Here is a 22,238-nt window from a genome sequence, read left to right as displayed (position 1 = left end):
AGCGCTCCTGGCAAGGCAACCGTCGCCCGACTGACGCGCCATCGTACAGCCGGCCTTACTTGGCAAACAAAAGCCTTACAAATGCCTGCGGCGCGGAGTAACGTTCCCGCTGATGCGCGAACAGCGCTTTTCAAGGCACATGACAGGAGACAGGTGTGCTCGACCGTTTGGGAATCCGCAGCCGCGTCCTGCTGCTGGCCTTGCTCCCCGCCAGCCTGATGGCCCTGGTGCTGGGCAGTTACTTCACCTGGTTGCAGCAGAGCGACCTGCGCACGCAGCTGCTGCAACGCGGCAAGATGATCGCCGAGCAGTTGGCGCCCCTGGCGGCGCCGGCCCTGGCCCGCCAGTCCCCGGCGCAGCTGGAGCGCATCGCGGCCCAGGCCCTGGAGCAGGTCGACGTGCGCGCCGTGGCGTTCCTCGCCGCCGACCGCACGCGCCTGGCCCACGCCGGCCCCAGCATGCTCAACCAGCCGCCCAGCGGCGGCACCGGCACGCAACTGCTGCAGCGCACCGGCAACGATGCCACCCGTTACCTGATGCCGGTGTTCGGCCATCACCGCGACCTGGCCACCGACGCCGTACCCGCCGAAGCCGAGCGCCTGCTCGGCTGGGTGGAGATCGAGCTATCCCACGACGGCACCCTGCTGCGCGGCTACCGCAACCTGTTCACCAGCCTGCTGCTGATCCTCGCCTGCCTGAGCCTGACCGCGCTGCTCGCCCTGCGCATGAGCCGCACCATCAACGACCCGATCAACCGCATCAAGCACGCGGTCAACCAGCTCAAGGACGGCCACCTCGACGAACGCCTGCCAGCCATGGGCAGCCACGAGCTCGACGAACTGGCCGCTGGCATCAACCGCATGGCCGAGACCCTGCACAGCGCCCACGAAGAGCTGCAGCACAGCATCGACCAGGCCACCGAGGACGTGCGCCAGAACCTGGAAACCATCGAGATCCAGAACATCGAGCTGGACATGGCGCGCAAGGAGGCCCTGGAGGCCAGCCGCATCAAGTCCGAGTTCCTCGCCAACATGAGCCACGAGATCCGCACCCCGCTCAACGGCATCCTCGGCTTCACCCATCTGTTGCAGAAGAGCGAGCTGAGCCCTCGCCAGCTCGACTACCTCGGCACCATCGAGAAATCCGCCGACAACCTGTTGGGGATCATCAACGAGATCCTCGACTTCTCCAAGATCGAGGCCGGCAAGCTGGTACTCGACAGCATCCCGCTCAACCTGCGCGACCTGATCCAGGACACCCTGACCATCCTTGCCCCGGCCGCCCATGCCAAGCAGCTGGAGCTGCTCAGCCTGGTCTACCGCGACACCCCGCTGTCGCTGGTGGGCGACCCCTTGCGGCTCAAGCAGATCCTCACCAACCTGGTGAGCAATGCCATCAAGTTCACCCGCGAAGGCACCATCGTCGTGCGCGCCATGCTCGAGGACGAGCAGGAAGACAGCGTGCAACTGCGCATCAGCGTCCAGGACACCGGCATCGGCCTGTCGCCGCAGGATGTGCGCACCCTGTTCCAGGCCTTCAGCCAGGCCGACAACTCGCTGTCACGCCAGCCCGGCGGTACCGGCCTGGGCCTGGTGATCTCCAAGCGCCTGATCGAACAGATGGGTGGCGAAATCGGCGTCGACAGCACGCCGGGCGAAGGCTCGCAGTTCTGGATCAGCCTCAACCTGCCCAAGGCCCACGACGACACCGAGGAGCAACCCGCCCAGGCCCTGGTCGGCCGTAGCGTGGCCATCGTCGACGGGCACGACCTGGCCCGCCAGGCATTGCAGCACCAGCTCGAGGACTGCGGCCTGGCGGTCACCGTGTTCGCTTCCTGCGACCAACTGCTGCACGGCGTGCAGGCGGCAAGCCAGGCCGGGCAGCCGTTCGACTTCGCCGTGCTCGGGGTCAATCTCGGCAGCCTGGCGCCGGAACAACTGGGGCAATACCACCAACAGCTCGAGCGCCTGGGATGCCAGTGCGTGGTGCTGTGCCCCACCACCGAGCAGCCGCTCTACCACCCTTACCTGCCCAACGCCCACGGCCAGTTGCTGGCCAAGCCCACCTGCACGCGCAAGCTGCGTCGCCTGCTGCTGGAACTGGTGCAGCCGCGCCGGCCGGTGTGCGAGCAACGCAGCAACGGCGGCCAACGCATGCCCAAACTCCTGTGCGTCGACGACAACCCGGCCAACCTGCTGCTGGTGCAGACCCTGCTCGAAGGAATGGGCGCCGAGGTACTGGCGGTGGACAGCGGCTATGCCGCGGTGCAGGCCGTGCAGGACGAGCCCTTCGACCTGGTGCTGATGGATGTGCAGATGCCAGGCATGGATGGCCGTGCCTGCACCGAACAGATTCGCCAGTGGGAGGCCAGCCAGAGCGGTCCGGCCCTGCCCATCGTGGCCCTCACCGCGCACGCCATGGCCAACGAAAAGCGTGCCTTGCTGCACAGCGGCATGGACGACTACCTGACCAAGCCGATCAGCGAGCGCCAATTGGCCCAGGTGGTGATGAAATGGACCGGCCTGAGCCTGGGATCACCGCCACAGGAACGGCCCAGTGAGCGCCTGCCCGACAGCAGCGAGCTGAAGGTGCTCGACCCGGAGGAAGGGCTGCGCCTGGCCGCCGGCAAGCCCGACCTGGCGGCGGATATGCTGGCCATGCTCCTGGCCTCGCTGGAGTCCGACCGCGAGGCCATCCAGGCCGCCCGCGACGCTGCCGACCGCAACGCCATGATCGAGCGGGTGCACCGGCTCAACGGCGCCTCGCGTTATTGCGGCGTACCGCAGTTGCGCGCGGCCTGCCAGCGCAGCGAGACCTTGCTCAAGCAGGACAGCCCCCAGGCGTTGCAGGCCCTGGACGAACTGGACCAGGCCATCAGCCGACTGGCCGAGCAGGCACGCGAAAGCGCCTGAATCCCCCCCCACAGGCTTTGCAAGAGTCGTGGCAGCGGAGGTGCGACTTGCCCCGCGACAGGGCCGTCACAGATCAATACCCGATCTCCCTGACGGCCTAGACTGTTGCCGACTCACAGAAGGAAGCCCCCATGCGCGCCCTGTTGTTCAGCAGCCAGCACTACGACCAGGAAAGCTTCACCCGCGCCGCCAGCGCGGACGCCCTGGAGCTGCACTACCAGTCCGCCCGCCTGACCCTGGACACCGCCGCCCTCGCCCAGGGCTTCGAAGTGGTGTGCGCCTTCATTAACGATGAACTCGACGCCCAGGTCCTACAGCGCCTGGCCGCTGGCGGCACGCGCCTGATCGCCCTGCGCTCGGCCGGCTACAACCACGTCGACCTGGCTGCCGCGCAGCGCCTCGGGCTCAGCGTGGTGCGCGTGCCGGCCTACTCGCCGCACGCCGTCGCCGAACATGCCGTGGCCCTGATCCTGGCCCTCAACCGCCGCCTGCACCGCGCCTACAACCGCACCCGCGAAGGTGATTTCACCCTGCACGGCCTGACCGGCTTCGACCTGCACGGCAAGACCGTCGGCGTGGTCGGCACCGGCCAGATCGGCGCGGCCTTCGCCCGCATCATGGCCGGTTTCGGCTGCCAGCTGCTGGCCTACGACCCCTACCCCAACCCTGAGCTGGTCGCCCTCGGCGCCCGCTACCTGGAGCTGCCCGAGCTGCTGCGCCAGGCACGTATCATCAGCCTGCACTGCCCGCTGACCGAACATACCCGCCACCTGATCAATGCCCAGAGCCTGGCCCAGCTGCAGCCCGGCACCATGCTGATCAACACCGGCCGCGGCGCGCTGGTCGACACCCCGGCACTGATCGACGCGCTCAAGAGCGGCCAGCTCGGCTACCTGGGGCTAGATGTGTATGAAGAAGAGGCGCAGCTGTTCTTCGAGGACCGCTCCGACTTGCCGCTGCAGGACGACGTGCTGGCACGGCTGCTGACCTTCCCCAACGTGATCGTCACCGCGCACCAGGCGTTCCTTACCCGCGAGGCCCTGGATGCCATCGCGGCCATCACCCTGGACAACATCGCCCGCTGGGCGGCAGGCAATCCGCAGAATCTGGTCACGGGATGATGCTAGGATACGCGGCATTTCTGGAGGACCCATGGTCGAACACGATTTCCGCTACACCCTTTTCAACCCGCAACACACCCTGATCGAGTGCCGCGCGCTGGTACCGGGCCGCTACCAGGTTACCGGCAACGGCGGCTCGATCCAGAAAGGCGACGCACTGCTGGTTTCGCTCAAAGGCAGCAAAACCCTGTCCATGCGCCTGACCGTGGACAGCGTACGCCACCTGATCAACCCCACCGGGCAGTGGGTGGCCGTGGCCCAGGGGCCAGTATTCAACGAACTGGAAATCCACGAGTGGCAGGTCAAGTGCGACGGCTGCGACGCGGTGCTGGACTTCGAGTTCGCCGCCGAAGCCAAGCTCGGCAAGAAGGGCCACGCCCCGGCAGCCACCGCCCGTGTCCAGGAGCTGGGCTGGGCCAGCCAGGGCGACAAGCACCTGTGCCCGCAGTGCCAGGAGCGCGCCTGAGTGAAACAGCTGCTGACCGGCGTGCTGATCGCCACTGGCCTGATGGGCTGCGCGTCGCAACCTTCGAAGCTGCAGCAGGAGCAAAGCTACCTGCTGGAGTGGATCGGTGAACGCCCGCTGATCGACTACAGCCACTTGACCCTGACCCTGGCCAGCGATGGTCGTGCCTATGGCAATGCCGGCTGCAACCACTGGTTCGCGCCCTATACGCTGGACGGCGAGCACTTAAGCTTCGGCAAGGTCGGCAAGACCCGCAAGCTATGCGCGCCAGCGCTGATGGACCAGGAGAAACGCTTCCTGCAGGCGCTGGAAACGGTGCAGCGCTGGGACGTGTCGCCAATCGAGCAGATCCGCTTCTGGCCGGCCGAGGGCAAGCCGCTGCGGTTCTGGCCTGAGGAAGGCTGAAACCATCGCGGGGCAAGCCCGCTCCTACGTGGGAGCGACGGTGCGCCGATGCGACTTGCCCCGCGATGCAGGGTTCAGGCGCCGCCTTTCAACGCCTTGATCTTGGCCTGCAAACCCTCGAGGGTCTGCTCGCCCAGCAGTTGCTCGCGCACCTTGCCCTTGTCATCGATGATATAGGTCACCGGCAGCGCCTCGCTGCGCGGCAGCTCATAGCGCTCGGCCGGGTCTTGCGCGAGCACGGTGAAGCCGATGCCGAGGGTCTCGGCGGCGGCCTTGAGGTCGGCGCCCTGCAAGCCATCGAAGTTCACCCCCAGCACCTTGATGCCCTCGGCATCCCACTGCTTCGCCGCAGCATTGAGCTCGGGGATTTCGGTACGGCACGGGCCGCACCATTCGGCCCAGTAGTTGAGCACCAGCCAGTGCCCCTCGACCTGTTCGGCCTTCACCGTATTGCCGTGCTGGTCCACGCCGTAGTCCGCACCGCAGCCGCCGAGCAGCAGGCTCGCGGTGATGGCCAGTGCAGCTGCCAAACGCCTTGCCATGGGTCAATCCTTCTCGAAGTTTTCAAGCATTGAAGTCGGTCGCTGCGGTTAGAATAGCCGCCACACCCAGCTGGATGCGACCCGTCATGACCGATCTGACCCTCTATCATAACCCGCGCTGCTCGAAATCCCGCGGCGCCCTGGAACTGCTCGAGGCACGCGGCCTCGCACCGACCATCGTGCGCTATCTCGAGACCCCGCCGGACGCCGCCACCCTCGAACAGCTGCTTGCCAAGCTGGGCATCGGCGCGCGCCAACTGCTGCGCACCGGCGAAGACGAATACAAGGCCCTGGAGCTGGCCAACCCTGCCCTGAGCGACGCTCAGTTGATCAAGGCGATGGTCGAGCATCCCAAGCTGATCGAACGCCCGATCCTGGTCGCAGGCAACAAGGCCGTGATCGGTCGCCCACCCGAGAAGGTCCTGGAGATCCTGCCGTGAGCGAACCCTACATCCTGGTGCTGTACTACAGCCGCCACGGCTCGACCAGCGAGATGGCCCGGCATATCGCCCGCGGCGTCGAGATGGCCGGCATGGAGGCACGCCTGCGCACGGTGCCGGCGATCTCCACGGAGTGCGAAGCCGTGGCCCCGGACATCCCGGCCAGCGGCGCGCTGTACGCCACCCTCGACGACCTGCGCCACTGCGCGGGCCTGGCCATGGGCAGCCCGACCCGCTTCGGCAACATGGCCGCGCCGCTCAAGTACTTCCTCGACGGCACCAGCAGCCTGTGGCTGGGCGGCGAACTGGTGGGCAAGCCGGCGGCGGTGTTCACTTCCACCGCCAGCCTGCACGGCGGCCAGGAAACCACCCTGCTGTCGATGCTGCTGCCGCTGATGCACCACGGCATGCTGGTAACCGGCCTGCCCTACAGCGAGTCGGCGCTGCTCGATACCCGCGGCGGCGGCACCCCGTACGGCGCCAGCCACCATGCAGGCGCTGACGGCAAGCGCGAGCTGGACCAGCACGAGATCACCCTGTGCCGCGCCCTCGGCCAACGCCTGGCCAACACCGCCAAGGCCCTGGGTGGCCAGCGTGGCTAGAAAACCCAAGGTGCTGCCGCCGCTGGAGTGGCTCGCCCCACGCGTACGGCTGACCCGCGCCCTGAGCCTGGCCTGCTTCTTCGGTCTGATCGCCCTGCTGGTGGTGAACAACCTGTGGTTCGCCAACCTGCACGGGGCGCGGGTCGAGGTGATCCTGGCCATCGAGCTGATCCCCCTGCTGCTGTTGCTGCCGGGCATGCTGATGGGCAGCGCCCGGGCGCATGCCTGGACCTGCTTCGTGGTCAATATCTACTTCATCAAGGGCGTGCTGGCCGCCTTCGACCCCGCCCGAGCGCTGTTCGGCTGGGTCGAAGTGCTGGTGAGCCTGGGGCTGTTCGTCAGCGGCTTGCTGTTCGTGCGCTGGAAGTTCCAGCAGGATCGACGCCTGGCCGGCGAAGGTGCCTGACCGTATCGGGGCCGCATTGCGGCCCCGGCGATCTCAATGGTTGACGGTATGCGCCAACATCACCGACAACTGGCACAGCGGCCGCCCGCTTTCGGCATGCCACTGGTTGAACGCCTGCTGCACCAGTGCCAGGTCACGCAGGCTGGTCGGCGGCTTGTCGATGATCTTCTGGGCGATCAACGCGGCGGCCATGTCGTCGGTGGGGATGAAGGTGTCCTTGCCGACCATGCGCAGGAAACGCGGCGCCGACAACCCGCCCAGTTGGTTGCCATGCTTGGCCAGGTACTTCCACAGCCCGACGATATCGGTCTCGGGCCAGTCGGCGATGAACGCGCCGAAACTGCCCTTCTCCTTCGCCACGTCGAGGATCATCTGCGCATTGCGCGGCACGCTCTTGAGCTTGCCCAGGTGGCGGATGATGCGCTCGTCCTGCATCAGTCGCTCCAGGTGCTCGGCGCCCATCAGCACCACTTTCTCCGGGTCGAAGCCAAAGAACACCTGCTCGAACGCCGGCCACTTGGCATCCACCAGGCTGTGCTTGAGCCCGGCGCGGAACACGCGCAGGGCCAGGGTCGACAGGTAGCGGTCGTCGGTGATGTCACGCAGCTGCGCGGGTGTGCGCGGCTGCGGCAGGAAGGCTTCCAGCGCCTGGGCCGAACCGAAGCGGTTCAGGCAGTACTCATGCAACCACTGGTAGTCACGCATAAGGTCAGATGTTCAGCACGTCGAGGAAACGCGGGGTGGCGCTCTCGTCGATCTTCAGGCTGGTGAAGTCGAACAGGTTGCGGTCGGCCAATTGCGACGGGGCGACGTTCTGCAGGGCGCGGAAGATGCTCTCGGTACGGCCAGGGTGCTTGCGCTCCCACTCCACCAGCATGTCCTTGACCACCTGGCGCTGCAGGTTTTCCTGCGAGCCGCACAGGTTGCACGGGATGATCGGGAATTCCTTCATGTCCGAGTAGGCCTGGATGTCCTTCTCGCTGCAGTAGGCCAGCGGGCGGATCACCACGTTGCGCCCGTCATCGGCGCGCAGCTTCGGCGGCATGCCCTTGAGCGCGCCGTTGAAGAACATGTTGAGGAAGAAGGTCTCGACGATGTCGTCGCGGTGGTGCCCCAGGGCCATCTTGGTCGCGCCGATCTCGTCGGCGAAGGTGTACAGGGTGCCGCGGCGCAGGCGCGAGCACAGCGAGCAGGTAGTCTTGCCCTCGGGTACCAGCTCCTTGACCACCGAGTAGGTGTCCTTCTCGACGATGTGGTACTCGACGCCCAGTTCCTTGAGGTAGGCCGGCAGCACGTGCTCGGGGAAGCCCGGCTGCTTCTGGTCCATGTTCACCGCGACGATCTCGAACTTGATCGGCGCCACCTTCTGCAGGTGCAACAGAACGTCGAGCATGGTGTAGCTGTCCTTACCGCCGGACAGGCAGACCATGACCTTGTCGCCATCCTCGATCATGTTGAAGTCGGTGATGGCTTCGCCGGCGAGGCGACGCAGGCGTTTTTGCAGTTTGTTCTGGTTGACCGAGAGGGTGCCCATAGCGCTTGGATCCGCGAGGTGTGACAAAAGCCGGCTATTTTACGCACAAACCGGGCGGCGCAGTAGGTGAATCCGATAAAGACTTCAAGGGAATCAACAACCGTCCTGACAGCGCGATTTGCTCTAAAAAGCCGGTTTTATGCGGGAATCCGCTTCCTATACTGCGACATAAGGCCACATTGGCGCAGCACCTGGTGTCCTGGCCTCGGGCCATAGGCGCTCCATCCGGGGGGCGTTTGGCAACGACGATAGGAGTGACCCGTATGATTCATCACGTTGTTGGGCTGTTCACCCACCCCGACCAGGAGTGGCGGGAGATTCGTGGCGAGGATGAAAGCATCAGCCACATGTACCTGACACACACGCTGATCCTGGCGGCGATCCCCGCCGTGTCGGCGTTCATCGGCACCACCCAGGTCGGCTGGGTGATCGGCGAGCGGCCAGCCGTGATGCTGACCATGGAAAGCGCATTGTGGATGAGCATCATGTCCTACCTGGCGATGCTCGCAGGCGTGGCGGTGATGGGCGCCTTCATCCACTGGATGGCGCGCACCTACGACGCCAACCCGAGCATGGCGCAGTGCATCGCCTTTGCCACCTACACCGCCACTCCGCTGTTCATCGGCGGCCTTGCGGCGCTGTACCCACACCTGTGGCTGGGCATGCTGATCGGCACGGCGGCGATCTGCTACACCGTGTATCTGCTGTATGTCGGCTTGCCGACCTTCATGAACATACCGTCGGATGAAGGCTTCCTGTTCTCCAGCTCGGTGCTGGCGGTGGGCCTCGTGGTTCTGGTGGCGATCATGGCCGCGACCGTGATCATCTGGGGACTGGGCGTGGGGCCCGTCTATACCAACTGAACGCATACCAACCAGATCCAACCAACACTGGGGCATCACCGGGGCCGCCGCAAGGCGGCCTCGCTTCGTGTGCCTGACCGGCGGCTCGGCAGCCGCCCGTTGCCTGCGGCATAATGCCCGGTCAGGAGAACTACCCCGCCATGCCCGAGCTGCTCAGACAACGCGTCGAAACCTGTTACCAGCAAGCCGAAACCTTCTTCAAACGCCCCTTCCCGCGCCCGCAGGTCAGCTTCAAGCTGCGCGGACAGAAGGCCGGCGTCGCCCACCTGCACGAGAACCTGCTGCGCTTCAACCTGCAGCTGTACCGCGAGAACGCCGAAGACTTCCTGCGCCAGACCGTGGCCCACGAGGTCGCCCACCTGATCGCCCACCAGCTGTTCGGCGAGCGCATCCAGGCCCATGGCGAGGAGTGGCAGTTGATCATGCGCGGGGTGTACGAGCTGCCGCCGAACCGTTGCCACAACTACGAAGTGCAGCGGCGCGTGGCGACACGCTACATCTACCGTTGCCCGTGCCCGGAAAGCGATTTCCCGTTCACCGCCCAGCGCCACAAGCTGGTGCGCCAGGGGCGACGCTACCTGTGCCGGCGCTGCCGGGAGATCCTGGTATACAGCGGCGAGACACGGGTCGAATAATCGTCAACGCATGAAAAAGGCGACCCGAGGGTCGCCTTTTCGCATTTCAACTCACGCTCAACGCGCCGGGCCTTCGGCCACGCCCAGGTCGTCGGTCGGACGGGTGTCGATCAGCGGCGAGCCGCCAGACGCCAATTCGGCCTGCAGGGTGTCGGTGTCCAGCTCCTTGACCCACTTGGCCACGACCACGGTGGCCACGGCGTTGCCGATCAGGTTGGTCAGGGCGCGGGCTTCGGACATGAAGCGGTCGATACCCAGGATCAGCGCCAGGCCGGCAACCGGCAGGTGGCCGACGGCCGACAGGGTGGCGGCCAGGACGATGAAGCCGGAACCGGTGACGCCCGCGGCACCCTTGGAGGCCACCAGCAGCACCAGCAGCAGGGTGATCTGGTGGGTGATGTCCATGGTGGTGTCGGTGGCCTGGGCGATGAACACCGCGGCCATGGTCAGGTAGATCGAGGTACCGTCCAGGTTGAACGAGTAGCCGGTCGGGATCACCAGGCCAACCACCGATTTCTTCGCGCCCAGGCGCTCCATCTTGGCCAGCATGCGCGGCAGGGCCGACTCGGAGGACGAGGTGCCCAGCACGATCAGCAGTTCTTCACGGATGTAGCGGATCAGCTTGATCACGCTGAAGCCGTGGGCGCGGCAGATACCGCCCAGCACCACCAGGACGAACAGCAGGCAAGTGATGTAGAAGCAGGCCATCAGGTAGCCCAGCTGCACCAGCGAACCCACGCCGTATTGGCCGATGGTGAAGGCCATGGCACCGAAGGCGCCGATCGGGGCCAGCTTCATGATCATGTTGATGATGTTGAACATGACATGGGCGAAGCGGTCGATCAGGTCCAGCACCGGTTTGCCGTAGCTGCCCAGGCGGTGCAAGGCGAAGCCGAACAGCACCGAGAACATCAGCACTTGCAGGATGTCGCCGTTGGCGAAGGCGCCGACCACGGTGTTGGGGATGACATTGAGCAGGAAGCCGACGGTGGTCTGCTGCGCGCCGGCGGCGGCATAGGCAGCCACGCTGCTGGCGTTGAGGGTGCTGACGTCGACGTGCATGCCGGCGCCCGGCTGCACCACGTTGACTACCACCAGGCCGATGATCAGGGCGATGGTGGAGACGATCTCGAAGTACAGCAGCGCGTAACCGCCGGTCTTGCCGACCGACTTCATGCTCTGCATGCCCGCGATGCCGCTGACCACGGTGCAGAAGATGATCGGCGCGATGACCATCTTGATCAGCTTGACGAAGCCGTCACCCAAGGGTTTGAGGGCTACGCCGGTTTCCGGGTAGTAGTGGCCGAGCAGGATACCGATGGTGATCGCGACGATCACCTGGACATACAGCGATTTGTACAGCGGCTGACGAGTCGTCATGGCTAGTTTTTCCTCAAGTGGGCCGGCGCATCCTTCCCAGGATGTCGGGGCACCTGAATCGCGAACCCTCCTGTACCCGGAGGGATTTGTCGTTGTGTTCGAGCGCCTGGGCAGGCCTCTGCCAGGTGAATAGCAAGGGCGATGCCAAAGTGCCCGCTTGAGGTGCACAACCAATGATTACAGGGTGTGAATGCCCCGGGGCGGGGCGTAATAGCCAGTGGGAAATGGCGGATTTCCGCCCGATGGCGGAAATCGTACAGGGCAGGTTGGCGGATTTCCGCCCAGCGCGCGCCTACAAGTCTTGCGCGATTTCAATCGAGCCGGAAAGCGATGCGGAACGCAGCCCCGCCCAATTCGGAGTCGCCCAGGCTCAACTCGGCGTCGTAGCTGTCGATGATGTCCTTGACCACCGCGAGGCCGATCCCCTGCCCGGGGTGCTGGCGGTCCAGCCGCTCGCCGCGTTCGAGAATGCGCTCACGCTGGTCGGGCGGCACACCCGGGCCGTCGTCCTCGATCCACAGCTCCAGTTGCCCAGGCGCTTCGCGCAGGCTGACCCGCACCTGTCCCAGGCACAACCGGTAGGCGTTCTCCAGCAGGTTGCCGAGCAGCTCGAGCAAGGCCCCCTGCTCCATCGGCACCCGCGCATCGGCCGGCAGATCGAAACCGACCTCAACGCGTTTGTCGCGATAGACCTTGGCCAAGGTGCTGCACAGGCTGTCGAGCAACGGCTTGAGCTGGACCTGGTGCTTTACCAGGCCACTCTTGCGCAGGCTGGCGCGTTGCAGTTGGTAGTCGATCTGCTGGCTCATGCGCTCGATCTGGCTCTGCAGCACCCGCGCCTGCTCGCGGTCGCCCTGCTCCATGCTCTCGCCCACGCCCTGCAGCACCGCCAGCGGGGTCTTCAGGCTATGGGCCAGGTCGTCGAGCGAGTCGCGGTAGCGCTGGCGCTGTTCGCGCTCGCTGCGCAGCAGGCGGTTGAGCGAGCCGGTCAGGCGCAGCAGCTCGCGCGGGTGCTCGCGGCTCAGTCCATCCCTGGCGCCGCTCTCCACGTCATCCAGCTCGGAGCTGAGCCGGCGCAGCGAGCGCAGGCCCCAGGTCAGGCCGGCCCACAGCAGCACCATCAGCGCCAGCAGCGCCGCGCCGAAGCCGAAGTAGAGTTTCTCGCGCAGGCCATTGAGGGTGTCCTGGTATTCGCGGACCGGTTGCAGGGCGACGATGCTGAACGCCGCACTCTTGCCGCCAAGCAGCTTGACCTCGACGTCATAGACGAAGAACTCCTCGCCGTCGTCCTGGTGAATACGCGCGAATTCGTTGCCACGCCCGTCATAGCGCGGGTGATAGTTGATGTTGCGGTTGCGCGTGGCCCGCGACTGCCACACCAGCTTGCCCTGGCGGTCGAAGATGTAGCCGAGCAGGCCTGTATACGGCAGGTTGAAGCGTTCGTCCGGCAGCAGCGCCGGCATCTGCAACTGGCCACGCTCTATGCGCGCAGCTGAAATCAGTGTGGTCACGTCCGAGGCCAGGCGTTGCTCGATGGACTCCTGCAACGCCAAGCTGAAGGCCTTCTGCAGCGCCGGCAGCAGCGCCAGCATGAACAGCAGCGCCAGCAACGCCGCCGCCAGCATCAGGCGCACCCGCAGCGAGCGGATCATCGGCAGCGCTCGGTGAACAGGTAGCCCAGGCCACGCACGGTATCGATCGGCTTGAAGCCGTTGTCGCCCTCGAGCTTGCGGCGCAGGCGGCCGACCAGCACCTCGATGACATTCGGGTCGCGCTCCTCGTCATCCGGGTACAGCTGTTCCATCAGGCGGTCCTTGGCCACCACCTGCTGGTGATGACGCATGAGGTACTCGAGGATGCGGTATTCGTAGGCGGTCAGCGCCAGCGGTTGCTCGTCCAGGGTCGCCTGCTTGCGGTTGAGGTCGAGCACCAGCGGGCCGGCGGCGATGGTCGACTGGGTGAAGCCACTGGAGCGGCGCAGCAGGGCGTTCAGGCGCGCCTCCAGCTCTTCGAACTGGAACGGCTTGACCACGTAATCGTCAGCGCCGGCGGCCAGGCCTTCGACCTTGTCCTGCCAGTTGCCACGGGCGGTGAGAATCAGGATCGGAAAGGTCTGGCCAAGGTTGCGCAGCTGACGGATCAGGTCCAGCCCGCTCATGCCCGGCAGGCCCAGGTCGATCACCGCCAGGTCATGGTTGTACTGCTCGGCCTGGTACAAGGCTTCCTCGGCGTTGGCCACCGCCTGCACCACATGGCCGCCCTCGCCGAGGCGGGTGAACAGGTGATGACGCAGCAGCGCCTCGTCCTCGACCACCAGCAATTTCATGCAGTTCTCCTTCCAATAGCGAATGCCTGTACCGGCCTCATCGCGGGGCATCCTCGCGATGAGGCCGGTACAGGATAACAGCGACCTCAGAACTTGTAGCTCGCCGCCAGGTAGGTCTGTGCGCTGCTGGTCAGGCGCAGGGTGCCGTCCTTCGGCCCGCCGTGGGCGCCGATCTCGGTGGCGGCGTTGCTGCGCAGGTAACGGTAGCCCATCTCCACCGAGGCCTTGTCGGTGATTTCCTGGATCACGCCGGCCTGCAGGCCCACGGCATAGCCGTAGTCGGTGTCGCGGCTGGCGCCCGGCGAGTCCTGGGTCAGCTTGGTCATGCCCAGGGTGCCGCCACCGAACAGCTTGGTGGTATCGCCCACCGGCAGGAACAGGTCGTAGCTGCCGAGCAGGTTTTCCTGGCGCAGCTTGACGCCGCTGTGATCGCCCGAGACGTTGTCGTAGGTCATGTAGTAGCGGCCCTGGTCGTTGATCTTGCCCAGGCGCACGCCCCAGGTGCTGTCCTTGCCGATGATGCCGTCGGCGTTCAGGCCGTCGGTGTTGCGTTGCAGCAGGCCGGACTTGCGCACTTTGTCGCTGGTCTGGCCGTAGGTCAGGCTGGCGAAATTGTCATCGGCCTGGGCGGCGGTGGTGAGGCCGGCGGCGCAAACCGCCATGGCGGCGATCAGGGTATTGAGCGTTTTCATGGTTCAGGTACTCCGGGTTGGATGCGTTGTTTCTGTCTGGGGACTAGAGTAGGGAGGGCGCCCTGAACCCCTGCTGAACCCGGCCTGAACCTGGGCTGAACGAACCGAACAAGGAGCTCGACCATGCGTACCCTGCTTGCACTGGCCCTGTTGTGCGGCGCCACCCTCGCCCAGGCGGCGGTGCAGACCCGCGAGATCCGCTACCAGGACGCCGACGGCACTGCGCTGATCGGCTACTACGCCTACGACGACGCCATCAAGGGCAAGCGCCCGGGCGTGGTGGTGGTGCATGAATGGTGGGGGCTGAACGACTACGCCAAGCGCCGCGCCCGCGACCTCGCGGCGCTGGGCTACAACGCCCTGGCCATCGACATGTACGGCGACGGCAAGAACACCGAGCACCCGCAGGATGCCCAAGCGTTCATGGCCGCGGCGATGAAGGACCCAGCGGCCGCCGCCCGGCGCTTCGATGCCGGGCTGGAGCTGCTGAAGATTCAGCCCAACACCAACAAGCACCAGTTGGCGGCCATCGGCTACTGCTTTGGCGGCAAGGTGGTGCTGGACGCGGCGCGCCGCGGTGAGAAGCTCGACGGCGTGGTGAGTTTCCATGGCGCGCTGGTGACCCAGACGCCGGCCAAGCCGGAGGTGATCCGGGCCAAGATCCTGGTGGAGCATGGCGAGGCCGACAGCATGGTCACCCCGCAGCAGGTGGCGGCGTTCAAGGCGGAGATGGATGCGGCCAAGGCCGACTACAAGTTCGTCGGGATCCCGGGGGCCAAGCATGGCTTCACCAACCCGGATGCCGACCGCTTGAGCCATGGCGAGCATGGCGGGCCGGATATCGGCTATGACAAGGCAGCTGACGAGAGCTCGTGGAAGGATATGCAGGCGTTCTTGAAGGATGCGCTCGACTGATGATCGCCGAGGCCGCTTTGCGGCCCTTTCGCCGGCAAGCCGCCTCCCACAAAAGATGGCGACGCCCCCTGTGGGAGCCGGCTCGCCGGCGAAAGGGCTGCGCAGCAGCCCCAAAATCTGTGCTCCACCACCAGCCACCAGGCTGGCACAATACCCGCCATGAACAGACTCCCCACCTGCTGCGCCCCGCTCCAGCACCACTGGCCCCTGCCGCGCCCGGTCCCCGGCGCGGTGCTGGTCAGCTGCGCCTTCGACCCGGCCAATCTCGCGCCGGACGATTTCCAGCGCGCCGGCATCGAACAGACCGCCAGCCTGCAACGCTCGGTGGCCAAGCGCCAGGCCGAGTACCTGGCAGGCCGAGTCTGCGCCCGTGCAGCCTTGCAACATCTGGATGGCCGCGACTACGCGCCCGCTACCCACGAAGACCGCTCGCCGATCTGGCCCGCCGGCATCCACGGCTCGATCACCCACGGCCAGGGCTGGGCCGCCGCCGTGGTCGCCGCTGACGGCCAATGCCGCGGCCTCGGGCTTGACCAGGAAACCCTGCTCGGCGAGGACCGCGCCGAACGCCTGGCCGGGGAGATCCTCACCCCTGCGGAACTGGAACGCCTGGACCGCAGCCAACAGGCCCTGGCCGTGACCCTGACCTTCTCGCTCAAGGAAAGCCTGTTCAAGACGCTCTACCCACTGACGAAAAAGCGCTTCTATTTCGAGCACGCCGAACTGCTGGAATGGTCCGCCGACGGCCACGCGCGCCTGCGCCTGCTCACCGACCTGTCGGCCGAATGGCACCACGGCGTCGAGCTGGATGGCCAGTTCTGCCTGCAGGACGGCCACCTGCTCAGTCTGATCAGCGTTTAGTCGCGTGGCTGCTCCCGCGGCCAGCTCAGGCTGAAACACGCCCCGCCCAACTGCTCGCTGTGCCCGACCAGGGCGCGGCCGCCGTGCCAGTAGATGATCCGCCGCACGATCGACAGCCCCAGGCCATGCCCGCCCGAGGTCCGGGTGCGGCTGTCGTCGAGGCGGGTGAAGGGGGTGAAGATGCGGTGCCACACGCCCTCGGGAATCCCGGGGCCGTCGTCCTCCACATCGATGCGGCAACGTTGCTGCCCCAGGTGATAGCTCACGCGCACTTCGGACTCGGCATGGCGCATGGCATTGCGCACCAGGTTCTGCAGGGCCCGGTGCAGGTAGCGCGGCTCGGCCTCGACCCGGGCGTCGCCACCGTCGAGCCCGTGGCATACGCCACGCACCACCCGCACCTCGGCGCGCAGCGGTGCCAGCTCCTCGATCACCCGCGCCAGCAGCTCGTCCAGGTCCACCACCTGGAAATGCAGGGCCGGCGCGCCCTGCTCCAGGCGGGCGTAGGTCAGCATCTCGTCGACCAGCTTGTCCAGATCCTGGATATCGCCGTCCATGCCCGCCAGGTGCTTGGCCCGGGCCTCGTCGCTGCCGGCGCTCTCGATCATCTCCAGGCCGAAGCGCAGCCGCGCCACCGGCGTGCGCAGCTCGTGGGACACCGCCCGCACCAGCTCGCGCTGCATGGTCAATGAACGTTGCAGGTGCTCGGCCATGCCGTTGAAGGCCTCGGCCAGACGCCCCACCGAGTCGGCATCGCCGGCCGGCACCCGGGTGTCGAGGCTGCCCTGGGCGATGCGCGTGGCCGCCACCTCCAGGCCCGACACTCGCCGCTCCAGCTGGCGCACCAGCAGGTAGACCACCAGGCCGATCAGGCACAGGCCGAGAAAGGCGATGAGGATCAGCAACTGCGGCGGATAGGGGTTGAGCTGATACAACGGGCCGATCTCCAGCACCCAGGGCGAACCGGACAACCCCGAGAACACGCGGATCGAATCGCCGTCCCTGCCCAGGGCCATCACCGTATCGCCCTCCTCCACCCGGCGGCGCTGGTCGTCGTCCAGGGCGGCGCGCTCGATGCGCTGCAAGGCGATGTCGAAACCGAAGCCCTTGCTCTGCCGCAGCTGCGCCAGGCGCGCCTGCTGCTCGGTCACCGGGTAGCGCACCAGTTCGTCGGCCAACAGATAAAGGGTGGCGCGGGCCAGCTGCTCGCTGATCTGCTTGACCTCGGCCACCAGCAGCAGGTCCTCGTGGCCAACCCGGCGCAGCACCCGGGCGGCATGCGGGCCGGTCTTCTCCACCACCACCAGGTCTCGGTACAGGCGCGCCCGCTGCCCGCCGTCGAGGGTAAAGGCCGACAGCGGTTGCAGGTCCAGCGGCACGCCGAGCAGGCGCTCCCAGATCACCAGCGAACGGGTGCGCTCCACCGCGTTCTGCTGCGCCAGGTTGTCGGCCATCAGGCTGAAGGTGCCCTGGGCCAGGCGCTCGCGGTGCTGGCCGGCGCGGATCTCGTTGAGCAGGTGCAGGCTCAGCACACCGAGCACGGCCACCAGCACCAGCACCGCGAGCATGCCGCCATAGATGCGCAGGAAGATCGAGTTCATGGCGCCTCGCCGACGAACAGGTAGCCCTTGCTGCGCAGGGTCTTGATCAACCGCGGGGTGATCGGGTCGTCGCCGATCTTGGGGCGGATCTTGGAGATGCGCACATCGATGGAGCGATCCTGGCCGTCGTAGCCGACGCCGCGCAGCGAGGTGAAGATCTCCTCGCGGGACAGCACGCGTCCGGCGTTGCTGGCCAGCAGCCAGAGCAGGTCGAATTCGGCGCCGGTCAGGTCGACCAGCTGGCCGTGCAGGCGCGCCTCGCGCTGGCGGCTGTCTATATGCAGGGGCCCGAAGGTCAGGTCCTGGCGGCGCTCCGGGGCGTCGCTGCGGCGCAGCAGGGCATTGATACGCGCCAGCAGCACGCGCGGGCGCACCGGTTTGCACACGTAGTCGTCGGCGCCCAGGTCCAGGCCCTGGATCTGGTCGAGCTCGTCGCTGCGGGCAGTGAGCATGAGGATGGGGCCGGCGTACTGGCCGCGCACGCGGCGGCAGATGCTCAGGCCGTCTTCGCCGGGCAGCATCAGGTCGAGGATCACCAGGTCCGGCTGGCTGTCGATGATGCGCCGCGCGGCGCGGCCACCGTCGCCCTCCACCGCCACTTCGAAGCCGTTGGCCTGGAGGTATTCGGCAGTCAGTTCGGCCAGGCGCTGGTCGTCCTCGACGATCAGGATGCGATTGATTGGTTGGTCCATGGCCTCCCCTTCTTCTGTTTATTGTCTGGCCTTGTGTTATCCGTGCCGGCCTTATCGCGGGGCCAGCACAACCCTTTGATTGCAGAGCAAATCCGCCTTCACCAAAGCGCAACATCAGCCCCGGATACTACGTCCCGCCCCCACCCCTGCCAACCACCGCAAACAGCCCTCGACTGAACCGTTTTTTGTGATAGGGTGCGCGCCCTAAAAAATCTTCGCGGCGGCGTAGCACAGGCAAAAAATCGTGCAAACCTCTTGGGACAAGGCCTACAGCGAATACCCACGGATGACTCACAAAGTACCCACAAGTTATCCACAGGCGCCGACCTTGCAAAGCCCCCTGGACCGCATTATCTTGTATCCCCATCGCAGCGAACCACTAGATATTGGGTTTTGCGCAAAATCACAAACACAAGTCAACAGGCAAATTCAAGCGAATTTTCTGGCTGAACTTAAGGTGATTTCAACAGCCAAACCGCTCCTGCGGAGGGCGACCGAGGCAAGCCGCAGACGGCCTTGTTCGGGTATGAGTGTTGCAGGCAAGGCCCGCACTCATCAGCAACAGATTTTGGGTACGCCCAGAACCTTTGACTTCGGCCAGGGAGCGGCAGGTTACTGCCCCTAATTCCTGAGTCTGTCCCGAAGTCGGTAAGCCCGAGCGGGCGGATGCGTGTGCTTCACGCGCATCCCCGCCCGGGCCATCGAGCAAGTGGACGGAACGGTGGCGCCCGACAACGGCGCCTGAACAAACTAGAAACTGTGGAGACACCCACCCATGCAAACCGACACAACTCGCGAGAACCCGCAGGCCAAGGCGCCTCAGGCCGCCGATTCGAACCAGGATCTGGCCGCCACCGCCCCTGGCCAACTGCGCGTGATCAAGCGTAACGGCACTGTCGTCCCCTACACCGACGACAAGATCACCGTTGCCATCACCAAGGCGTTCCTCGCAGTTGAAGGCGGCACCGCTGCCGCCTCGTCGCGCATCCACGACACCGTCGCGCGCCTGACCGAGCAGGTCACCGCCACGTTCAAGCGTCGCATGCCATCGGGTGGCACCATCCACATCGAAGAAATCCAGGACCAGGTCGAACTGGCCCTGATGCGCGCCGGCGAGCAGAAAGTCGCCCGTGACTACGTCATCTACCGCGACCAGCGTGCCAAGGAGCGTGCTACCCGCTCCAACGCCGACAGCGTGGTCGAGCCGCACCCAAGCATCCGCATCACCCTGGCCGACGGCAGCCTGGCGCCGCTGGACATGGCGCGCCTGAACACCATCATCAGCGAAGCCTGTGAAGGCCTGGCCGAAGTCGATGGCGAGCTGATCCAGCGCGAAACCCTGAAGAACCTGTACGACGGCGTCGCCCTGAAGGACGTCAACACCGCCCTGGTGATGACCGCCCGTACCCTGGTCGAGCGCGAGCCGAACTACTCGTTCGTCACCGCCCGCCTGCTGATGGACACCCTGCGTGCCGAAGGCCTGGGCTTCCTGAACGTCGCCGACAGCGCCACCCACCACGAGATGGCCGACCTGTACGCCAAGGCCCTGCCGGCCTACGTCGAGAAAGGCGTCGAGTTCGAACTGCTCGACCCGGCGCTGAAAGGTTACGACCTGGAGCGCATGGGCAAGGCGATCAACCACGAGCGCGACCAGCAGTTCACCTACCTGGGCCTGCAGACCCTGTACGACCGCTACTTCATCCACAAGGATGGCGTGCGCTTCGAGCTGCCGCAGGTGTTCTTCATGCGTGTGGCCATGGGCCTGGCGCTGGAAGAGAAAGACAAAGAAGCCCGTGCGATCGAGTTCTACAACCTGTTGTCGTCCTTCGACTACATGGCCTCGACCCCGACCCTGTTCAACGCCGGCACCCTGCGTCCGCAGCTGTCGAGCTGCTACCTGACCACCGTGCCGGACGACCTGTCGGGCATCTACCACGCGATCCACGACAACGCCATGCTGTCGAAATTCGCCGGTGGCCTGGGTAACGACTGGACTCCGGTGCGCGCCCTGGGCTCGTACATCAAGGGCACCAACGGCAAGTCGCAAGGCGTCGTGCCGTTCCTGAAAGTGGTCAACGACACCGCCGTCGCCGTGAACCAGGGTGGCAAGCGCAAGGGCGCCGTATGCGCCTACCTGGAAACCTGGCACCTCGACATCGAAGAATTCATCGAGCTGCGCAAGAACACCGGTGATGACCGTCGTCGTACCCACGACATGAACACCGCCAACTGGATCCCTGACCTGTTCATGAAGCGCGTCTTCGATGACGGCAAGTGGACCCTGTTCTCGCCATCGGAAGTGCCTGATCTGCACGACCTGACCGGCAAGGCCTTCGAAGAGCGCTACGAGTACTACGAAGCCCTGACCGAGTACAACAAGATCAAGGTGTTCAAGACCATCCAGGCCAAAGACCTGTGGCGCAAGATGCTGTCGATGCTGTTCGAGACCGGCCACCCGTGGCTGACCTTCAAGGACCCGTGCAACCTGCGCAGCCCGCAGCAGCACGTGGGCGTGGTCCACAGCTCGAACCTGTGCACCGAGATCACCCTGAACACCAACAAGGACGAGATCGCGGTCTGCAACCTGGGCTCGATCAACCTGCCGAACCACATCGTCGATGGCAAGCTGGACACCGCCAAGCTGCAACGCACCGTGAACACCGCCGTGCGCATGCTCGACAACGTGATCGACATCAACTACTACTCGGTGCCGCAAGCGCGTAACTCGAACTTCAAGCACCGCCCGGTCGGCCTGGGCATCATGGGCTTCCAGGACGCGCTGTACCTGCAGCACATCCCGTACGGCTCCGATGCTGCCGTCGAGTTCGCCGACAAGTCGATGGAAGCGGTCAGCTACTACGCGATCCAGGCTTCCTGCGACCTGGCCGACGAGCGCGGCGCCTACGAGACCTTCCAGGGTTCGCTGTGGTCCAAGGGCATCCTGCCGCTGGATTCGCAACAGATCCTGATCGAGGCCCGTGGCCAGAAGTACATCGACGTCGACCTGACCGAGAGCCTGGACTGGGCCCCGGTGCGCGAGCGTGTACAAAAAGGTATTCGTAACTCGAACATCATGGCCATCGCGCCGACCGCGACCATCGCCAACATCACTGGCGTGTCGCAGTCCATCGAGCCGACCTACCAGAACCTGTACGTGAAATCGAACCTGTCGGGCGAATTCACCGTGATCAACCCGTACCTGGTCCGCGACCTGAAGGCCCGCGGCCTGTGGGACTCGGTGATGATCAACGACCTGAAGTACTACGATGGTTCCGTGCAGCAGATCGAGCGTATCCCGCAAGAGCTGAAAGACCTGTACGCCACCGCGTTCGAAGTCGAGACCAAGTGGATCGTCGATGCCGCCTCCCGTCGCCAGAAGTGGATCGACCAGGCCCAGTCGCTGAACCTGTACATCGCCGGCGCTTCGGGCAAGAAGCTGGACGTGACCTACCGCATGGCCTGGTACCGTGGTCTGAAGACCACCTACTACCTCCGTGCCCTGGCCGCGACCAGCACCGAGAAGTCGACCATCAACACTGGCAAGCTCAACGCCGTGTCGAGCGGCGGCGACAGCGCCCCGGTCCAGGCCGCGGGCCCAGCCCCGGTACCGAAGGCCTGCGCCATCGACGAGCCGGATTGCGAAGCCTGCCAATAAGGCCTTCGCAGAGGCTACCCCCGGGTAGCCTCTTTTCTGCGCCACGGCGCAGAACCCTGTGGGAGCTGGCTTGCCAGCGATGAGGCCGGCACTGCCAGCACCTCCCCACAGCCAGACATAACAAGCCGGGGCCCAACGCCCCGGTCAGCCCTCCCCGGGCACTCCAGATTTGCGTGCACCGCACCGCAAC

The 22,238-nt window shown here is 65.6% G+C and carries 21 protein-coding genes; 12 read left to right on the top strand and 9 right to left on the bottom strand.

Annotation, left to right across the window (positions count from 1 at the left end):
- The first annotated feature begins 155 nt into the window (after positions 1 to 155).
- The 4 genes from BMY03_RS17715 to BMY03_RS17700 all read left to right on the top strand — a co-directional run bounded on the left by BMY03_RS17715 (position 156) and on the right by BMY03_RS17700 (position 4,904).
- Positions 156 to 2,912, top strand: coding sequence for a response regulator (locus BMY03_RS17715; protein ID WP_094011803.1), 2,757 nt, complete (start codon positions 156 to 158; stop codon positions 2,910 to 2,912).
- 131 nt (positions 2,913 to 3,043) lie between these two features.
- Positions 3,044 to 4,033 carry a 2-hydroxyacid dehydrogenase gene (locus BMY03_RS17710; protein ID WP_094011802.1) on the top strand — a complete coding sequence of 330 codons (990 nt, stop codon included), beginning with the start codon at positions 3,044 to 3,046 and terminating at the stop codon, positions 4,031 to 4,033.
- 31 nt (positions 4,034 to 4,064) lie between these two features.
- Positions 4,065 to 4,499: a hypothetical protein gene (locus BMY03_RS17705; protein ID WP_094011801.1), complete on the top strand. Its 435-nt coding sequence runs from the start codon at positions 4,065 to 4,067 to the stop codon at positions 4,497 to 4,499.
- Positions 4,500 to 4,904, top strand: a complete 405-nt coding sequence (locus BMY03_RS17700) for an META domain-containing protein (RefSeq protein WP_023632210.1) — start codon at positions 4,500 to 4,502, stop codon at positions 4,902 to 4,904.
- A gap of 74 nt (positions 4,905 to 4,978) precedes the next feature.
- Here the strand turns inward: BMY03_RS17700 and BMY03_RS17695 are convergent, their stop codons facing one another.
- Entirely contained in the window at positions 4,979 to 5,446 is a 468-nt protein-coding gene (locus BMY03_RS17695; protein ID WP_023632209.1) for a TlpA disulfide reductase family protein, read from the bottom strand.
- A gap of 86 nt (positions 5,447 to 5,532) precedes the next feature.
- Between BMY03_RS17695 and arsC the strand changes: the two genes are divergently transcribed.
- From arsC to BMY03_RS17680, 3 genes are read left to right on the top strand one after another with little or no spacing between them, the layout of a single operon-like run.
- Positions 5,533 to 5,886, top strand: a complete 354-nt coding sequence (gene arsC / locus BMY03_RS17690; protein ID WP_023632208.1) for an arsenate reductase (glutaredoxin) — start codon at positions 5,533 to 5,535, stop codon at positions 5,884 to 5,886.
- Entirely contained in the window at positions 5,883 to 6,488 is a 606-nt protein-coding gene (gene wrbA / locus BMY03_RS17685) for an NAD(P)H:quinone oxidoreductase (protein WP_038706629.1), read from the top strand. The genes arsC and wrbA overlap by 4 nt, the downstream gene beginning before the upstream one ends.
- Positions 6,481 to 6,894 (top strand): DUF2069 domain-containing protein, encoded by a 414-nt coding sequence (locus BMY03_RS17680; protein WP_031315197.1) that lies wholly within the window; start codon positions 6,481 to 6,483, stop codon positions 6,892 to 6,894. Before wrbA ends, BMY03_RS17680 begins: the two co-directional genes overlap by 8 nt.
- 33 nt (positions 6,895 to 6,927) lie before the next feature.
- On the opposite strand, the gene BMY03_RS17675 is transcribed toward BMY03_RS17680, so the two are convergent.
- Together BMY03_RS17675 and ttcA are read right to left on the bottom strand one after the other, a co-directional pair.
- Positions 6,928 to 7,599, bottom strand: a complete 672-nt coding sequence (locus tag BMY03_RS17675) for a DNA-3-methyladenine glycosylase I (protein WP_023630776.1) — start codon at positions 7,597 to 7,599, stop codon at positions 6,928 to 6,930.
- A gap of 4 nt (positions 7,600 to 7,603) precedes the next feature.
- Positions 7,604 to 8,428 (bottom strand): tRNA 2-thiocytidine(32) synthetase TtcA, encoded by an 825-nt coding sequence (gene ttcA / locus BMY03_RS17670; RefSeq protein WP_023630777.1) that lies wholly within the window; start codon positions 8,426 to 8,428, stop codon positions 7,604 to 7,606.
- A 263-nt stretch (positions 8,429 to 8,691) separates the two neighbouring features.
- On the opposite strand from ttcA, the gene BMY03_RS17665 reads away from it, so the two are divergent.
- Positions 8,692 to 9,291, top strand: coding sequence for a Yip1 family protein (locus BMY03_RS17665; protein ID WP_023630778.1), 600 nt, complete (start codon positions 8,692 to 8,694; stop codon positions 9,289 to 9,291).
- A 140-nt stretch (positions 9,292 to 9,431) separates the two neighbouring features.
- Positions 9,432 to 9,926 carry a SprT family zinc-dependent metalloprotease gene (locus tag BMY03_RS17660; RefSeq protein ID WP_046854519.1) on the top strand — a complete coding sequence of 165 codons (495 nt, stop codon included), beginning with the start codon at positions 9,432 to 9,434 and terminating at the stop codon, positions 9,924 to 9,926.
- A 57-nt stretch (positions 9,927 to 9,983) separates the two neighbouring features.
- On the opposite strand, the gene BMY03_RS17655 is transcribed toward BMY03_RS17660, so the two are convergent.
- The 4 genes from BMY03_RS17655 to BMY03_RS17640 form a co-directional block, all read right to left on the bottom strand.
- Positions 9,984 to 11,306 (bottom strand): dicarboxylate/amino acid:cation symporter, encoded by a 1,323-nt coding sequence (locus BMY03_RS17655; RefSeq protein ID WP_023630780.1) that lies wholly within the window; start codon positions 11,304 to 11,306, stop codon positions 9,984 to 9,986.
- A gap of 311 nt (positions 11,307 to 11,617) precedes the next feature.
- A complete protein-coding gene (locus tag BMY03_RS17650; protein ID WP_094011800.1) occupies positions 11,618 to 12,958 on the bottom strand; it encodes an ATP-binding protein in 1,341 nt (446 codons plus the stop codon).
- Positions 12,955 to 13,632, bottom strand: a complete 678-nt coding sequence (locus BMY03_RS17645; protein ID WP_023632177.1) for a response regulator — start codon at positions 13,630 to 13,632, stop codon at positions 12,955 to 12,957. Before BMY03_RS17645 ends, BMY03_RS17650 begins: the two co-directional genes overlap by 4 nt.
- A gap of 86 nt (positions 13,633 to 13,718) precedes the next feature.
- Positions 13,719 to 14,324, bottom strand: coding sequence for an outer membrane beta-barrel protein (locus tag BMY03_RS17640; RefSeq protein WP_023632176.1), 606 nt, complete (start codon positions 14,322 to 14,324; stop codon positions 13,719 to 13,721).
- 123 nt (positions 14,325 to 14,447) lie between these two features.
- Here BMY03_RS17640 and BMY03_RS17635 point away from each other — a divergent pair, with 123 nt between their 5' ends.
- Together BMY03_RS17635 and BMY03_RS17630 are read left to right on the top strand one after the other, a co-directional pair.
- Positions 14,448 to 15,239, top strand: coding sequence for a dienelactone hydrolase family protein (locus BMY03_RS17635; protein WP_094011799.1), 792 nt, complete (start codon positions 14,448 to 14,450; stop codon positions 15,237 to 15,239).
- A 159-nt stretch (positions 15,240 to 15,398) separates the two neighbouring features.
- On the top strand, positions 15,399 to 16,100 hold the full coding sequence (locus BMY03_RS17630; RefSeq protein ID WP_094011798.1) for a 4'-phosphopantetheinyl transferase family protein: 702 nt from the start codon (positions 15,399 to 15,401) through the stop codon (positions 16,098 to 16,100).
- Here the strand turns inward: BMY03_RS17630 and BMY03_RS17625 are convergent.
- Together BMY03_RS17625 and BMY03_RS17620 are read right to left on the bottom strand one after the other, a co-directional pair.
- On the bottom strand, positions 16,097 to 17,701 hold the full coding sequence (locus tag BMY03_RS17625) for an ATP-binding protein (RefSeq protein WP_094011797.1): 1,605 nt from the start codon (positions 17,699 to 17,701) through the stop codon (positions 16,097 to 16,099). The two genes, BMY03_RS17630 and BMY03_RS17625, sit on opposite strands and share 4 nt — an antisense overlap.
- Entirely contained in the window at positions 17,698 to 18,393 is a 696-nt protein-coding gene (locus tag BMY03_RS17620; protein ID WP_038706632.1) for a response regulator, read from the bottom strand. The genes BMY03_RS17625 and BMY03_RS17620 overlap by 4 nt, the downstream gene beginning before the upstream one ends.
- Before the next feature lie 775 nt (positions 18,394 to 19,168).
- On the opposite strand from BMY03_RS17620, the gene BMY03_RS17615 reads away from it, so the two are divergent.
- Positions 19,169 to 22,048 (top strand): ribonucleoside-diphosphate reductase subunit alpha, encoded by a 2,880-nt coding sequence (locus BMY03_RS17615; protein ID WP_038706633.1) that lies wholly within the window; start codon positions 19,169 to 19,171, stop codon positions 22,046 to 22,048.
- Positions 22,049 to 22,238 lie beyond the last annotated feature (190 nt).

The organism is Pseudomonas soli (genome assembly GCF_900110655.1).
GTDB lineage: Bacteria > Pseudomonadota > Gammaproteobacteria > Pseudomonadales > Pseudomonadaceae > Aquipseudomonas > Aquipseudomonas soli.
Note: the sequence above shows the minus strand (reverse complement) of the source record. Positions and strands in the feature narration are given on the sequence as shown.

Coding starts and splice junctions, on each gene's coding strand:
- BMY03_RS17710 (WP_094011802.1), top strand. CDS start 3,044: ATGCGCGCCCTGTTGTTCAGCAGCCAGCACTACGACCAGGAAAGCTTC.
- BMY03_RS17705 (WP_094011801.1), top strand. CDS start 4,065: ATGGTCGAACACGATTTCCGCTACACCCTTTTCAACCCGCAACACACC.
- BMY03_RS17695 (WP_023632209.1), bottom strand. CDS start 5,446: ATGGCAAGGCGTTTGGCAGCTGCACTGGCCATCACCGCGAGCCTGCTG.
- arsC (WP_023632208.1), top strand. CDS start 5,533: ATGACCGATCTGACCCTCTATCATAACCCGCGCTGCTCGAAATCCCGC.
- BMY03_RS17675 (WP_023630776.1), bottom strand. CDS start 7,599: ATGCGTGACTACCAGTGGTTGCATGAGTACTGCCTGAACCGCTTCGGT.
- ttcA (WP_023630777.1), bottom strand. CDS start 8,428: ATGGGCACCCTCTCGGTCAACCAGAACAAACTGCAAAAACGCCTGCGT.
- BMY03_RS17665 (WP_023630778.1), top strand. CDS start 8,692: ATGATTCATCACGTTGTTGGGCTGTTCACCCACCCCGACCAGGAGTGG.
- BMY03_RS17660 (WP_046854519.1), top strand. CDS start 9,432: ATGCCCGAGCTGCTCAGACAACGCGTCGAAACCTGTTACCAGCAAGCC.
- BMY03_RS17655 (WP_023630780.1), bottom strand. CDS start 11,306: ATGACGACTCGTCAGCCGCTGTACAAATCGCTGTATGTCCAGGTGATC.
- BMY03_RS17650 (WP_094011800.1), bottom strand. CDS start 12,958: ATGATCCGCTCGCTGCGGGTGCGCCTGATGCTGGCGGCGGCGTTGCTG.
- BMY03_RS17645 (WP_023632177.1), bottom strand. CDS start 13,632: ATGAAATTGCTGGTGGTCGAGGACGAGGCGCTGCTGCGTCATCACCTG.
- BMY03_RS17640 (WP_023632176.1), bottom strand. CDS start 14,324: ATGAAAACGCTCAATACCCTGATCGCCGCCATGGCGGTTTGCGCCGCC.
- BMY03_RS17635 (WP_094011799.1), top strand. CDS start 14,448: ATGCGTACCCTGCTTGCACTGGCCCTGTTGTGCGGCGCCACCCTCGCC.
- BMY03_RS17630 (WP_094011798.1), top strand. CDS start 15,399: ATGAACAGACTCCCCACCTGCTGCGCCCCGCTCCAGCACCACTGGCCC.
- BMY03_RS17625 (WP_094011797.1), bottom strand. CDS start 17,701: ATGAACTCGATCTTCCTGCGCATCTATGGCGGCATGCTCGCGGTGCTG.
- BMY03_RS17620 (WP_038706632.1), bottom strand. CDS start 18,393: ATGGACCAACCAATCAATCGCATCCTGATCGTCGAGGACGACCAGCGC.
- BMY03_RS17615 (WP_038706633.1), top strand. CDS start 19,169: ATGCAAACCGACACAACTCGCGAGAACCCGCAGGCCAAGGCGCCTCAG.